At 35.4% G+C, this 14947-nt stretch carries 17 protein-coding genes; 12 read left to right on the forward strand and 5 right to left on the reverse strand.

The genetic code is table 11. From position 1 onward, the window contains the following. The 4 genes from HHT355_RS04700 (at position 1) to HHT355_RS04715 (ending at position 2131) form a co-directional block, all read left to right on the forward strand. Positions 1-570 (forward strand): FtsX-like permease family protein, encoded by a 570-nt coding sequence (locus HHT355_RS04700; protein ID WP_103202274.1) that lies wholly within the window; start codon positions 1-3, stop codon positions 568-570. 38 nt (positions 571-608) lie between these two features. After that, entirely contained in the window at positions 609-1277 is a 669-nt protein-coding gene (locus HHT355_RS04705; RefSeq protein ID WP_103202275.1) for an ABC transporter ATP-binding protein, read from the forward strand. A 72-nt stretch (positions 1278-1349) separates the two neighbouring features. Further along, the gene (locus HHT355_RS04710) at positions 1350-1553 is read left to right on the forward strand and encodes a 4Fe-4S binding protein (RefSeq protein WP_103202276.1); all 204 of its coding nucleotides are present in this window, start codon (positions 1350-1352) and stop codon (positions 1551-1553) included. Next, on the forward strand, positions 1550-2131 hold the full coding sequence (locus HHT355_RS04715) for a 4Fe-4S binding protein (protein ID WP_103202277.1): 582 nt from the start codon (positions 1550-1552) through the stop codon (positions 2129-2131). Before HHT355_RS04710 ends, HHT355_RS04715 begins: the two co-directional genes overlap by 4 nt. A gap of 76 nt (positions 2132-2207) precedes the next feature. Here the strand turns inward: HHT355_RS04715 and HHT355_RS13600 are convergent, their stop codons facing one another. Genes HHT355_RS13600 through HHT355_RS04725 form a run of 3 tightly spaced genes read right to left on the reverse strand, consistent with a single transcriptional unit; the run spans position 2208 to position 4077 of the window. Next, on the reverse strand, positions 2208-2375 hold the full coding sequence (locus HHT355_RS13600) for a hypothetical protein (RefSeq protein WP_158245890.1): 168 nt from the start codon (positions 2373-2375) through the stop codon (positions 2208-2210). An 18-nt stretch (positions 2376-2393) separates the two neighbouring features. Further along, positions 2394-3605, reverse strand: coding sequence for a hypothetical protein (locus tag HHT355_RS04720; protein WP_103202278.1), 1212 nt, complete (start codon positions 3603-3605; stop codon positions 2394-2396). Beyond that, a complete protein-coding gene (locus tag HHT355_RS04725) occupies positions 3580-4077 on the reverse strand; it encodes an RNA polymerase sigma factor (protein WP_103202279.1) in 498 nt (165 codons plus the stop codon). Before HHT355_RS04725 ends, HHT355_RS04720 begins: the two co-directional genes overlap by 26 nt. A gap of 170 nt (positions 4078-4247) precedes the next feature. Between HHT355_RS04725 and HHT355_RS04730 the strand changes: the two genes are divergently transcribed. Both HHT355_RS04730 and tsaA read left to right on the forward strand, forming a co-directional pair. After that, positions 4248-4985 carry an MBL fold metallo-hydrolase gene (locus HHT355_RS04730; protein WP_103202280.1) on the forward strand — a complete coding sequence of 246 codons (738 nt, stop codon included), beginning with the start codon at positions 4248-4250 and terminating at the stop codon, positions 4983-4985. 24 nt (positions 4986-5009) lie between these two features. Further along, on the forward strand, positions 5010-5735 hold the full coding sequence (tsaA, locus tag HHT355_RS04735; protein WP_103202281.1) for a tRNA (N6-threonylcarbamoyladenosine(37)-N6)-methyltransferase TrmO: 726 nt from the start codon (positions 5010-5012) through the stop codon (positions 5733-5735). A 306-nt stretch (positions 5736-6041) separates the two neighbouring features. Here the strand turns inward: tsaA and HHT355_RS04740 are convergent, their stop codons facing one another. Then, positions 6042-6908, reverse strand: coding sequence for a hypothetical protein (locus HHT355_RS04740; protein WP_103202282.1), 867 nt, complete (start codon positions 6906-6908; stop codon positions 6042-6044). 180 nt (positions 6909-7088) lie between these two features. Between HHT355_RS04740 and HHT355_RS04745 the strand changes: the two genes are divergently transcribed. The 3 genes from HHT355_RS04745 to mntR all read left to right on the forward strand — a co-directional run bounded on the left by HHT355_RS04745 (position 7089) and on the right by mntR (position 8919). Continuing rightward, on the forward strand, positions 7089-7490 hold the full coding sequence (locus HHT355_RS04745; protein WP_330403365.1) for a bacteriohemerythrin: 402 nt from the start codon (positions 7089-7091) through the stop codon (positions 7488-7490). A gap of 162 nt (positions 7491-7652) precedes the next feature. Then, entirely contained in the window at positions 7653-8051 is a 399-nt protein-coding gene (locus tag HHT355_RS04750; RefSeq protein ID WP_330403366.1) for a bacteriohemerythrin, read from the forward strand. A 394-nt stretch (positions 8052-8445) separates the two neighbouring features. After that, positions 8446-8919 (forward strand): transcriptional regulator MntR, encoded by a 474-nt coding sequence (mntR, locus tag HHT355_RS04755; RefSeq protein WP_103202283.1) that lies wholly within the window; start codon positions 8446-8448, stop codon positions 8917-8919. 169 nt (positions 8920-9088) lie between these two features. Here the strand turns inward: mntR and HHT355_RS04760 are convergent, their stop codons facing one another. After that, positions 9089-10150: a P-loop domain-containing protein gene (locus HHT355_RS04760; protein ID WP_103202284.1), complete on the reverse strand. Its 1062-nt coding sequence runs from the start codon at positions 10148-10150 to the stop codon at positions 9089-9091. A gap of 254 nt (positions 10151-10404) precedes the next feature. On the opposite strand from HHT355_RS04760, the gene HHT355_RS04765 reads away from it, so the two are divergent. The 3 genes from HHT355_RS04765 to ilvD all read left to right on the forward strand — a co-directional run bounded on the left by HHT355_RS04765 (position 10405) and on the right by ilvD (position 14879). Further along, positions 10405-11229, forward strand: coding sequence for an undecaprenyl-diphosphate phosphatase (locus HHT355_RS04765; RefSeq protein ID WP_103202285.1), 825 nt, complete (start codon positions 10405-10407; stop codon positions 11227-11229). A gap of 155 nt (positions 11230-11384) precedes the next feature. After that, positions 11385-13073, forward strand: a complete 1689-nt coding sequence (locus HHT355_RS04770) for a GH25 family lysozyme (protein ID WP_103202286.1) — start codon at positions 11385-11387, stop codon at positions 13071-13073. 84 nt (positions 13074-13157) lie between these two features. Next, entirely contained in the window at positions 13158-14879 is a 1722-nt protein-coding gene (gene ilvD, locus HHT355_RS04775) for a dihydroxy-acid dehydratase (protein ID WP_103202287.1), read from the forward strand. Positions 14880-14947: the final 68 nt, after the last annotated feature.

Genomic DNA, 14947 nt, shown 5'->3' on the forward strand with positions numbered 1-14947 from the left:
ATGGAAGTAGACTATACCTGGGATACGGTCTGGAACGAAATAATTCCAAGAAGCGTAAGATCAGCCACATTTACTCTGAAAAATACCGAAAAATTGGATTATTTCAGAGAATATCTTGCAAATCAAGGGTATAGTGAAGCAGGGATAATTAAATTCATCCGTACAGCCGTAGTTATACAGGATAAAAATTTGGAGGAAACCAAAAAAACTCTGGACAATTATATAAAGTTGATGGATACCTTAATTCCGGTTATGTATATATTGTTCGGAATAATCGGATTTATTGTATCATACCTTCTTATCCGCAACAGGGTAAGTGAACTTGCTATCATGAGAAGTATGGGAGCAAAAAAGGTATATGTATTCCTTTCGTTCTTTATGGAACAGCTTATCCTGTTTTTAATCGGTCTTATACCGGTTATTATATTCGGCCTGATAATTCCGCAGTATTTTGAGTATTACAGAGTGTCTTTAGGCTTCTTTATCGTAAGTTATCTTTTGGGAACAGGGCTTGCTTTAACTATACTTGGTAAGGCTGATTTACTTGATATTCTGTTTACCAAAGATTAATTATCCGTCGTATAAAACAGTAGTAAATGGAGGATAAAATGGGTATTTTGAAATTAATCGATGTTTCGTACAGTTATCAAAACCAGTATCAGACGGTACATGCTGTTAAAAATGTAAACTTAGAAATAGAACAGGGAAAAGTGCATGCCATAATCGGAAAATCAGGTTCCGGCAAATCCACTTTGCTGTCTTTAATGGCAGGACTGACACTGCCCAAGTCAGGCGATATTTTATATGAAGGGGAGTCCATTAAAAAAATACGCCTTGAGGAATACAGAAGAGATAAGGCTTCCGTCATTTATCAGACCTTTAACTTATTCCCTTTAATGACAGTGCTTGAAAATGTTATTTTTCCTTTGGAGTTAAAGGGTATGAAACATTCCGAAGCAAAGGAGATAGCCATAAAGCATATTGAAAGTGTTGGTTTAAGCAAAGACCACTGCAAAAGATTTCCCAATATGCTATCCGGCGGTGAAAGGCAAAGAGTAGCTATAGCAAGAGCCCTGGCAACCGGTTCCAAACTTTTGCTTGGCGATGAGCCAACCGGAAGTCTGGATGTGGCAAACGGAGATATTGTAGTAAAACTTCTTACCAATTTGGCACACAAAGATAATTTAGCCGTTGTTATAGTAACTCACGATTTATCCATAGCTCAAAAAGCAGATGTAGTCTTTCAGATGCAGGACGGAAGATTATCATTAATGTAACTTAATCACTGAAAAACTTAATTCAAAATGATATCTTTGCTATATCACAACTAAAAAGGTGGTTAAGGTGATATGGCAAAGAAATTAGCACAGATTGATAAGGCTGTATGTGTGGCTTGCGGCTCTTGCGTTAAAGTATGCCCAAGAAAAGCAATAAGCATTTGGCAAGGATTATATGCCATTGTAGATGAAAACAGATGTATCGGCTGCGGTATATGTGCCAAAGAATGTCCCGCTTCCATTATATCAATTGAAAGATTGGAGGTGGGGGCATGAAAAAGCCATGGTATGAGTATATGTGGACAGTGTCGGCTTTGTATCTAATACTGGGATTTTTTAATATACTGTTTGCATGGCTTGGCTTGTTATGTTTTTTTATTCCTCTTATAATATCGGCAGCAAAAGGAACGAAAGCATATTGCAATAAGTATTGCGGAAGAGGGCAGCTATTTTCCCTGCTTGGGAAAAAGTTTCGTTTATCCCGCAACAAACCTATGCCTAGATGGATGACTACAAAATGGTTCAGATACGGTTTTTTAACATTTTTTATGATAATGTTTATCCAGATGATTATAGTTACCGTTTTGGTTTTTAAAGGTGCAAGAGGGCTGTCGGAAACCGTAAAGTTATTATGGGTTTTTAGAGTACCCTGGAGTTGGGCATACAGGATAACATGGGTCCCTGCCTGGGTATCCCAGTTTGCCTTTGGATTTTACAGTGTGATGCTTACTTCAACGATACTCGGATTAATAACTATGATATTATTTAAACCCAGATCGTGGTGTGTTTATTGCCCGATGGGATCAATGACTCAACTTTTGTGTCAGGTACGGTTAAGAAAATATGAACAATAATAGGGTTTATTTACAAAAAATTCATAATTTGTTAACGGAATATTTACGGTGCCTGACACCATAAAAAGCCGCAGGCCTAAACTTTTAGGCCTACGGCTTTTAACTTATGCTTTCTTTTTGCATGAATAAGTTTATAGGACTTTTGATGTAATTTACGGTTACAGTATGTGTCTGTCAGAAACAGGGTTTCTTTATCAGATACGAAACGATTAATTTGGTAGGACCACCTATCAATATACGACATATATGTTTCTCCCGATTATTACATTTTATAATAGGTAGAATTGATGACCTGAGTATTTTCATCATATAAATAAGAATCTTCGGATTCAAAATCAGTATATTTAGTAGCGTCCGTTATGTTTCCTTTTACCATACCGACATCTTCACTGACAAGCTCAACGGCTAATTTTTGCTCTGGAGTGCAGCTAATCATTCCGCAGCCTATAAATTGCAATTTTTCTTCAATTTCCTGATCGCTTATATCAGGATCAAGCTTAACCATTCCGCAATCTATAACCGTAACTCCGTCTTTATATCTGGAAAGGCTTTTACTGCTTAACTGAAGCATACCGCTGTCCTTAATTATATTGCCTTTTATAATTTTTAATTCTTCATATTCTATGTCTAAGTCCATAAGCCTGTCTGCCAGTTTTTCAAGAACCATTACGGTACCGTTCACTATTATGCCGGTCAGCTTGTTTAAAGCATTTTCTCCTTCGGAAGTGATTATAAGATCCCCGTCAACATATAATTTGTTACCGTATTTTTTTACCATCATATCATTCAAATTTTCTTCCGCTACATACTTGTAACCGGCAGGAATCAAAATTATTTCCGTATCATCTTCAAAAAGCTTGACAGCACTTTCAATTAAATTTTCTGCTATGAAAGCTTTTTTGGTGATAAAAGAAGTACCTTTATTAATAAGTACAGGTATATCAAGGTTTTCGTCGGCTATTACAACTTTGCTTTTAACATAATATTTTGCGTCTTTAGCCCTTATTATAAATGCTTTATCAACTATCAGCTTATTTTTTAGCCGAATGGCATCTGAAGGGTATGCATCAATGGTGCCGTTTATATTCATGAGAGGTAAGCTGTTACTTAGGTCTGAAGGATAAGATATTAATCCGTTTACTATAAATCCGGAAAATGTCTTAAGTGCTTCCTGGGCATTATTTCCGATATTAAGATGACCGTTTACCAGTAAAAATGTTGGTTTTGCCATTTTAGTTCCTTCGGTAATCTCGAAAGTTCCGTTTTGAATCATAATTTCGGAATCTTCCGGAATATCAATTACGTGAGATACATTAATTTTTGCATTACAGCGGGAGAGCAGTTCCTTAGATCTTTTGGATACCAACAAAGCTGTAGCATTTATTGCAATACTTTCATAAGAATTAAGATATTCCTGTGTGACCGCACTGGCATCAACTACTGCCGCATCAATTACCAATTTCTTTTTTTCCATAATATTCACCTTTTCCTTTCTGTTCCAAATATAATTTTCTTATTTTTTTTCTGGCAGATGAAAGTCTTGACCGTACAGTGGAAGGAGATAGAGAAAATAGTTCGCCAAGTTCCGTAGAGTTATAGCCCTCCATAAATCTTAACCAAAACAGATCTCTTTCCTCATCGGGAAGCTGGGCGCACAGTTGCCTTACCATAATCTCACTTAAATCATCCTCTGTAACAGCATCAATTTCCGGCTGGGGTTCTTTATTTATTCGCCTGATTTTGTCTATAAATATATTTTTTGCCGTTTTATAAAGCCATGCCCGGCACTGGGCCTGTGTCATTTCGTTTAATATATGGGCGTTTTCCAATCCCCTCATAAAGGTGTCCTGCACTATATCTTCTGCAAAGGCACGATTATTGCCGGAGAGATTGATGCAATACCATAAAATTTCTTTATGGTATTTTGAATACAGTTTGTCAATCATTTGTACTCTCCTTCCTTAGTCCCGTTTCTACATATATAACGAATAAGAATGACTAAGTGTTGAAAAAATTTATGGCGAATTCAATTTATTGACACAAAAAATATATTCTGTTATATTTACAATATCTTTGGCACTAAAAAATAAATATATTTATAGAAAGCTGGGATTTTATGAACATAAATATAACATATATTGGTCACAGCGGTTTTTTAGCGGAACTTAACACTTGTTATTTCTTATTCGACTATTATAAGGGTACCATACCTAACCTGGACCCGGACAAAATGCTTATAGTTTTTGTAAGCCACGGTCATCCTGATCATTTTAATCCTGAGATTTTCGGGCTCTATGAAAAACATCCCAGAATCATGTATTTGATATCTTCGGATATTAAAATTGATGACAGGAATATGGATAAATACGGTATTACTGATTTATATAATAAGATTACTATTGTTAATGCTGACAGTAAATACGAAATATCAGACGGTAAATGCAGTATGACAGTCAGTACGTTAAAATCGACGGACGAAGGTGTGGCTTTTCTTATTGAATATATGGATAAAATTATTTATCATGCGGGAGATTTAAATCTCTGGGTTTGGAAAGAAGAAGACAAGCAATATAACAATAACATGAAAGCCAGATTTGAAAAGGAATTGCTAAAAATAAAAGGCCTAAATATAGACGTAGCTTTTGCTCCGTTGGACCCCAGACAGGAAGAGTGGTACGGTTTGGGACTGGATGCCCTGCTTGACAATGTAAATATAAAATATGTCTTTCCCATGCATTTCTGGAGTAAACCTGAAGTGGTTACAATGTATAAAAAGGAAAGAGAAAGTAAACCTACCACAGCTGTCATAATGGATGTCAAAAAGCAGGGGCAAAGCTGGAGTATCAGCATATAAATAAGAGAGCAACAGGAGATTTTAATGCAAACAGAAAATAAAAACAAGGAAGTAAATCAAAACGGATTAACTCTTGAATGTTTAGCAAAAATTTATACGGATTTTCCTGAAAAGTTCGGCTTGCCAAGACAGAGCGGATTGATTGACGAACTTAAAGGAGTAATAGTATTTGAATCCAAATACCGCAATCCGGATGCTTTAAGGGGACTGGAAGGTTTTTCTCATATTTGGCTTATCTGGGGCTTTCATAAAAGCAGGCGGGATGTCTGGTCACCAATGGTAAAACCGCCAAGACTAGGCGGGAATATGAAGATGGGAGTATTTGCAACCCGCTCCCCCAACAGGCCTAACAGTCTGGGGTTGTCTTGTGTAAAACTTGATAAAATTGAAAATCATAAGGATTATGGAGTTATTTTACATGTTTCGGGAATAGATCTTATGGATCAAACTCCTATATATGATATAAAACCCTATCTGCCTTATTGTGACAGCCGGCCTTTTGCTACATCGGGATTTATAGAAAATATCGAAGAAAATAAACTTTTAGTTAATATCAGCGATGAACTGCTGGCCCAGATCCCCGAAAAACATCATAAGGCCTTAATCGGTGTATTAGAGCAGGACCCGAGGCCGTCATATCACAATGACCCCGAAAGAATCTACGGTTTTTACTTTGCAGGTTATAATATAAGATTTAAAGTACGGGAAAATATTCTTACCGTATGTGAAATTGATAGGATACAGCAGTAAAGAAGATATATCCGAAAATTTTTGATATAACCGTAATACAAAATAAAACCTGCCGTGATCTAAATGGCTTATAAATCACAGCAGGTTTTTTATTATAAAACAGTTTTAAATTACCACACTTATATCAAAAATGATATACGTACTGGCTTATAAAATAATATTTAAAGATAATGAAAAATTTTATATAATATTACTTAGAATTACAGAATATAAAAATGGCAGTAAAATCAATTATTATTTTCTTCGATAAAATGTTTATTAAAAAAATTAATAAGTTAAAATAAACATCTATAAAACTTGCATATATTATTGCTTTGTCAATGTGTATAGGGTGTATGTGCCTATATTAACCATGGGATAGCTGTCGTTTTCGTCCTTTTCAAATGAAATAAAGTAATCGTTTTTATATTGCAAAGAAGCACTTTCTTCCCCGTCAACAATCAAAGCTTCAGGGAAAAGAACAAGGTAAATGCCGTCGCCTTCATACATGTTCATATCTACATTTTCGACGTCACATCCATATGTTCCGTAATGCATATTGTTTTTGTCTTTACTGTTGTCGCTGTACCACTCATAAGTTCCGTCATCGTTTAATATCAAATATCCTTTTCCGTTAAGGTCCCATTCTCCGACAAGAAATTTTTTCGCTTTATCTTCATTTTCCTTATTATCGATTTCCTCAACTTTAATACCGGAAAACAATTTCAAGGCTTCTTCAAAACCGGCATCAAATTTTTCTATAGTTGACGTAAATGACACGGAAGCAGCATTATAATATTTCCCGTAATATCTTTGATAGATTTTATAGGTGGTTGAATCGACTTTGAACAGATATCCATATTCATACCATTGGGTATTGTTTACCGTTATTTCAGAAGGTTCTTTATAAACTTCAAAACCATCATTTTCAGACAGCAGGTTGTCTATAAAAGATATCATAGTCATAGGATGCTGGTATGTACTTTCTTTGGTAACATTTATGCTTATTATATTATTATCCTTATCTTTTAATTCTAAGGGGCCGCTGTTATCAGTTTTTTCTACAAGTTCCCATACATTTGGATCATAATCAAAAGATAAGTTTCCTATATTTACATGACGGTTTTTCTTATTACAGGAAACAATAAACAACACCACGAAAAAAAATAAAAGTCCAAAATACAATCTTTTCATAATTTGTACCTTCTCTTTCTTTATAAGTTGTCAATTATAAAAATCTTACAACGGATTTGAAAAATATGCAATAGTATTACTATATAAAGTATTTTATGTAAATAATATAATTATCATCATTGCGCGGTATGACGCATTATGATAAAATATTACACAAAATGCAAATTAAGGAGGGACGCTATGGCAATGTATGAAATGAAACCGGAATATTATACCGGAATTGAGTTTATTGACAACGAGCATAAGAAATTGTTCGAAATTGCCAACAATGTATATGAGCTTCTGATGAATGAGTTTATTCCCGACAAATACGATTACATCTTGGACGTTGTAAATGAACTTAAAGATTATGCTAAAACACATTTTCAACACGAAGAAGACTATATGAGCAGTATAAAGTATAGAAAATTTTTGTCTCATAAAGTCGAACATGACGGTTTTATAGAAAAAATCAATGAATATGATCCTGATGTTATCGATGAAAACCAAAAGGAAATTTTGCTTGAATTGCTGGATTTTCTTACGTCATGGCTGGTAGACCATATTTTAATGCAGGATAAATTAATTGCTGAGCAAAAGTAGTTTTAAATATTTGGCATAAGAAAAATAAATGAGAAAAATTAAATTCTGAATACTTATACGAATATTATTGCAGAAAATAAAAATAATTGATAATATGATTTAAATATCATAAGCGGTTTTAATTTAAATTAATATATATTATAAACAAAAGGAGAATATATTATGGCCATGTACGAAATGAAACCGGAATATTACACCGGTATAGAATTCATTGATCAGGAGCATAAAAAGTTATTTGACATTGCCAACAAAGCGTACGAGTTGCTGACAAACGAGTTTATACCTGACAAGTATGATTATATAATGGAACTTATTAATGAGCTGAAAAGTTATGCTAAATATCATTTTGAGCACGAGGAAACCTATATGAGCAGCATAAAATATAAGAGGTTTTTGTCTCAGAAAGTTGCTCACGATGATTTTATTGAGAAGATTAATCAATACGATTCTGAAATTGTGGACGAAAGGCAAAGGGAATCACTTCTCGAACTTTGCGAATTTTTGACAACATGGCTGGTTGAACATATATATAAACAGGATAAACTGATTGCTGAAGGTTAAACTGTATCTTGCCATATAAATATTATAAAACAGCGCCGGATTATATTAACTTAACAATAATAGATAGGCTGCATGATCAATGTATGTCCTATCTATTATTTTTTTGCTTAAATATTTTATATAAATATTTGTTTTATATTAGTAAAAGTATAATACCTAAATAAATTATATGGCATTTAGAAATTATCTTTAGGTTTAAAAGAATAGTTGGATCAAGTTAAGCCTAGATATGGTAAAGATTACAACAAAGTTTTTTAATACTTTTTAGGTTTGATGGAGCAATTAGGGAAAAATAAAGAAGAGGGAAATTTCCTTGATAAATAATTTATTAAGCCATAATTTTTTGGTCTGGCATACTCATATAATTAATTAAGAAAATTTTAGGAAGAGCATTATGCCAGACAGTGATTTTTTCACTTTTAGCGAATATTTGCGAAAGGATCAGGAGCAACTGTCACCTTCCGCGCAGGATTATATGGAGATGATATATAGACTTTCGCAAAATTTGGGCTTTACAAGGGTGAATGATCTTGCTCAGGCTTTGAACGTGCAGCCTTCTTCGGTCACAAAAATGATTCAAAAGTTGTCTGAAATGAACCTTATTAAATATGAAAGATATGGGGTAATTATGCTGAAAGAAGACGGGATTAAGCTTGGCAAGGCCCTTCTTTACAGGCATAATCTGATCGAAGAATTTTTGAGGCTTTTAAGCATTACGGATGGAATATTATCGGAGACTGAAAAGATGGAACACACAATAAGTAACGATATACTTTCGGGTTTAAATGATTTGGTAGATTTTTTTTACGAAAATCCGGACGTTCTCAGGCAGTGGCAACTATACAGAAAGAAAAAAAAGAAGTCATAAGAACCCAACAATAAAAATTCATGCCGCAAAACAGTCATCATTATTTTAAGACTTATGACGGCTGCGGCATGATTAACTAAATGTAATTTTGATCAATAAGGTAAATTTATTTTTACAATATTTATTATAAAGTAATTAATGCAAATCCGAAGAACGACAGAAAGTTAATTTAAAAGATTTCATTTTTAATTGTCTCATATATTTTATCAGATTTTGAAAAGTCCATAGCCCCTATATAAAAACTTTCCAGTTCATCATGCAGTATTTTGGCTCGTTTTATATGTTCACAAGCCAGGTCTGTAAGTTCTGCAGCTTTTTTGTGATGAAGAGTCATTTGCTCCTGAACGGATTTTGGAATTTCAAGCATTAGACTTGATACATTCTGCGTGCCCTGGTCCTTTGATTCATGAAAAGCATTTGAAGTAGTTACAGCTATACCTATTGACGGAAAGATAATATGGTCTATTTTATCCGGAGTTCTGATTGAACAATAGCAGGTTATCCTTTCAAGTTTCATATAAGTTGCGGCCTGATTAATTTTAGACATTATCAAATCAGAAGCTGCTCCCCATTCGTCTGTTAATACATATACGGTTGAGGCTAGTTTAGTTATAGTATCTTTAAAAAATACAACTTTACCTACTGATGCGGCACTAAGCAGCCTCTTTTTTTCTTTACCTTTTTTACATCCGTCCAATAATTTTATAAAATTGTCAGTAAAGCTGTCTATAGCATCATTATTTACATAGGCTTTGGCCGTCTGAATATTACTGTCAAGGAGCGCGCTTGCGGCTGAGATACATGCAGTTGCCATACGGTGACATGAGGAAATGGATTTGCTTAAATTTATGATTTCAGACTTGTTTTGGGTTAACTTACCGGTGTCCCAACATTCGGCCATATTTATTATATTATCATATGCACCGGGATAATCCGGGTCCATTACATGGGGAGCAGTTCCGTCCACCATGGCAATATTTAAGTCATGGTCTATAAAGGCATCCAAAGAATTGGGGTCACTGGCACAGTGAAAGTATTCTATATTGTGATTTTTACTTTCAAGAATATGGATTATTTTTTTCATAAGGGAACTTTTACCGCTGCCGGGCCCACCTTTAATTATATACAATTTATTGCCTTCTAAAGGATTTTTCAGTTCATCAAATAAAGAAACAAAACCCCGTTTTGTATTGCTTCCAAGAAAGAAGCGGATATTAGTTTTATCCGGCATAAATCTCACCTCATAGCTATTATTTATTCACACAGGCTATAATAAAAAATATAGGCTGTCAATACAAAATATGAAATGAGAGGAAAAAAGTAATACTATTATAATTTGTGAATGTTAAATTTTTTATTCTTTATCGGATTTTAAGTTGTTTTTATATCATGTGCAAATAATTGATTATGCGGTTGTTGCAAACCAATATAAAAAATGATATGCTCATACAAGATTTATTATTTTTTATTAATTGGAGGACTGTTATGCTGGAAATATTAAAAGCCATTCTGCTTGGTATTGTAGAAGGAATAACCGAGTGGCTGCCTATAAGCAGTACCGGACATATGATTTTGGTCGAGGAATTTATACATCTGAATTTGTCGGATGAATTCATGGAAATGTTTCGCGTAGTTATTCAACTGGGAGCGATTCTGGCGGTGGTAATTTTGTACTTTAATAAACTAAATCCTTTATCGCCTAGGAAAAGCATTAATGAGAAAAAAGAAATCATGAATATATGGTTTAATGTAATTATAGGAGTCCTGCCTGCCGGTATTGCGGGAGTTCTTTTTGACGACTGGTTTGATGAACATTTCTATAATTACCTTATGGTAGCCGTAATGCTGATTGTATACGGTGTATTGTTTATATTGGTTGAAAACAACAATAAAGATAAAGAACCGAAAATAGTAAGCTTTAATGAACTGTCCTATAAGACTGCTTTTCTGATCGGTTTGTTTCAGGTATTGTCCTTGATTCCCGGAACATCCCGGTCAGGTGTAACTATTCTTGGTGCCATTTTGCTAGGGACTTCCAGGTATATTGCAGCGGAATATTCATTCTTTTTATCTATTCCCGTAATGTTTGGTGCCAGTGCCTTAAAACTGCTTAAGTTCGGCTTTAATTTTACGGGGATGGAAGTTGCAATATTATTTACCGGTATGGCAGTAGCCTTTATCGTTTCAATTTTAGCCATTAGGTTCCTATTAACTTATATTAAAAGAAACAATTTTAAAGCTTTCGGATGGTACAGGATTGGCCTTGGTTTAATTGTCCTTGGATATTTTGCTGTAAAATCCTTATTGTAATTGGATCTTAATAAAATGTAATAAGTCTATAGTAAAAATACATAAATATTGTCATTACATACCGGCACTTGTTTTGTCTTAATATTATTTGACAAAATAAATATTTTTTTAAGAAAATTTCAGGACAAAACTTGCCTAAGATTATAGGTGGTATAATGTTCAGAAAAAATAATGTTCTAAATAATAAAAATTCAAAAAAACCGATTTTGTACGGTGTGGTAACTTTTTTAGCCGTTGTCATACTTGTTATTTTGTCGGTATTTACGGTTAAGCTTATTAGATACGGAAAAGAATTTTTAAAATCGTCAGAAACGAATCTTTTAAATGATACTGATGAAGCCTTGGCAGATTTGCAGGATGATAATGCATTTATTATCAAAGACGAAAATTATAAAATAGACAAACCGAATACCGATTTATACAGCGATAACATAAACACTGACGATACTCAAAATACAGTTAATGACACCAATTCTGATAATAATATTGATACTGAAATAAATAACGGTTTAAATAATGATGCAAATGAAGATAAAAGTATTAAAGATATTGATAGAATGACCCAAAATGAGGACAAAGATGATCCGCAGCATGAAAGTTTCGAAGGAATTGATTTAGATGTCAGGGATATTGAAAAATCAAAGAACGAAACGGATGAGATCACTTTCGGTATTGATGTGTCAAAATGGCAGGGTATTATTGACTGGAAAAAGGTAAAGGATGCAGGAGTGGAGTTTGCTATAATCCGTATTGGTTACAGGACCCAGGTTGACGGCAAAATAATCGAAGACCCTTATGCCGAATATAATCTTCAACAGGCGCAAAAATATGGTATAAAGCTTGGGGCTTATTTCTTTTCTACTGCCATAAACGAAAAAGAAGCCTTAGAAGAAGCAAAATGGGTGGTCGATTTCCTTGCCCCATATAAAATTACTTATCCCGTAGTATATAATTGTGAAGGATTTACAGACCCTGAAAACAGGCAATACAAAATGACTAAAGAAGAAAGAACAAAACTTGTAACCGTATTTCTTGACTATATTAAAGAAAACGGATATACACCCATGTTTTACGCCGCTAAAGGGGAATTGGAAAACAGTAAGGATTGGGATACGACACTTTTAACAAAAAAATATAAAATTTGGGTGGCCCAGTACACCGATTATATTGATATTTCAAATCCAAAATCTACTTACTCCGGCTCATATGATATGTGGCAATATACAAGCAACGGAAGTGTTCCCGGAATAAAAGGGCATGTAGATTTGAATGTGGCTTACTTCGGTTATAAAAAAGAAGCAAAGGCAAAAGAAGAAAAGCCTCTTGAAGAAGTTAAGCCTGATCCGGCAGCTTTAATTAATTTTACCGAAGTAAATGAGCTTGTAACTGCCAAAGAAGTTACAAACCTGCGTAATATACCAAGCCTTCAAGACAGCGAGGTAATTGAGATTCTTTATTATGGAGATAAAGCAACAAGAACCGGTATCGCCGATAACGGCTGGTCCAGAGTGGAATACAAGGGAAAAATTCTTTATGCCATATCCAGTTATCTTACCACTGATTTTAATTACAGGGAAAATTCCAAGCCTACAGTTAAAAATCCTGAAGCGGGAATTACGTTTACTGAAGTTAATGATAAAGTTACTGCTAAGATTAGAACAAATTTAAGATTGGTTCCCAGTACTGAAAGTGACGATACGATAGTAGCGGTATTAGAACATGGAGTAATTGTGACAAGAACAGGCATAGGAAGCAACGGCTGGTCAAGAGTAGAATATGAAGGCCAGACTTTATATGCGGTAACATCATATCTTGAAATTGTAGATGACGAAAATCAAAATTAAATTTAAAGCCATATGATTCATATTGATTGATTTGTATATGAATTATCAAATATTATGCAATTATACAAAAGTCTGGAGGATACTATGAAAATTCAAAGAAGTATTGCCGAACGGAAACTTTGGGCGCAGTTTGATGCCCTTCAGTTAGGGTCCGGCTGGGACGAAAAGGATATATCAAAACCGCAGATTTTAATCGAAGACGTATACGGGGACAGCCACCCCGGAAGCGTCCATTTGAACAAACTTACCGAACAGGCAAAATATGGGGTTTTTGAGTGTGGCGGATATCCTGCCCATTTTCATGCCACAGACATATGTGACGGCTGCGCCCAGGGACATGACGGTATGAATTATATTCTTGCATCCAGAGAAGCAATCTGTGATTTGGTTGAAATTCACGGCTCTGTAACTCCCTGGGACGGGTTGATTCTTACTTCATCCTGCGACAAATCTGTGCCTGCCCACCTGAAAGCTGCGGCAAGGCTTGATATTCCGGCTATATTTATTCCAGGAGGAAGCATGAGGCCCGGCCCTTATATGACCACTTCTATGCTGGCAGGAGATATATCATTAAGGGAAAAGAGGGAAGGCCAGATATCCGATACGGAAGTCAGAGACTATAAATTGACCGGATGTCCTTCCTGCGGAGCCTGCGCTTTTTTGGGTACGGCCAGCACCATGCAGTGCATGGCTGAAGCTTTAGGCATGGCCCTTCCCGGCAGTGCTTTGGCTCCCGCTACAATGAGGGATATTCTGCAATATGCCCGAAATGCGGGAAGAAAAATCATGGAACTGGTTGATAGGAACATAACGCCAAGTATGATTATGACCAAGGAAGCTTTTTATAATGCTTTCGTTGTTCACAGTGCCATAGGCGGATCTACCAATGCCATGCTTCATCTTCCTTCGATTGCCAGAGAACTTGGCATAATTATAGATCCGGAAGAAGTGGACGAAATAAATCATAAAATTCCCCATATTGCAAACGTTACGCCAAGCGGCCTGCATATAACCGAAGCTTTCTGGTTTGCCGGAGGCATTCCTCTTGTTCAGTTGTACCTGAAAGACTACCTGTACTTGGATGTACTTACGGTTACAGGTAAAACTTTGGGTGAAAACCTGGAAGATCTTAAAAAAGATCATTTCTTTGAGAGAAATCTCGGTTATCTTTCCAATTACGGCCTTACCAGGGATCAGGTTATTTTTACACCTGACAAGGCTGACGAAATCGGATCAATTGCGGTATTGAAAGGGAATATAGCACCGGAAGGATCTGTAGTAAAATATTCCGCATGCAATAAAGAGCTTTATGTTCACAGGGGCCCGGCAAGGGTTTTTGATTCGGAAGAAGAAGCTCACAGGGCGGTGGTAGAAGGAAGAATTAATCCCGGTGATATCATAGTAATCCGTTATGAGGGACCGAGAGGGTCCGGAATGCCGGAAATGTTTATGACCACCGAAGCAATTGTATGCGACCCTAACTTAAACGGGAAGGTATCCTTAATAACCGACGGCAGATTTTCGGGAGCAACAAGGGGTGCAGCAATAGGCCATGTATCACCGGAAGCTGCGGTAGGCGGGCCTTTGGCATTTATAAGAGAAGGCGATATAATAGAATACGATATCCCGGCAAGAAAAATAAATTGTATAGGCATAGAAGGAAAGCTTATGAAGCCGGAAGAAATAGAAAAGGTATTTAAAGAACGGGAAAAAGAAGGAATTAAAAAAAGGCCCGAAAGAAAAGGAATACTGAAACGCTATACATCGATGGCCTTATCTGCCATGCAGGGGGCAGGCTTTGAGTAAAGTATGGAATTTAATGCTATTTATTAATATCAGCATTTAAATAAAACATTGGCCGGATTCCATTGAAA

The organism is Herbinix hemicellulosilytica (genome assembly GCF_002904165.1).
Classification (GTDB): Bacteria; Bacillota; Clostridia; order Lachnospirales; family Lachnospiraceae; genus Mobilitalea; species Mobilitalea hemicellulosilytica.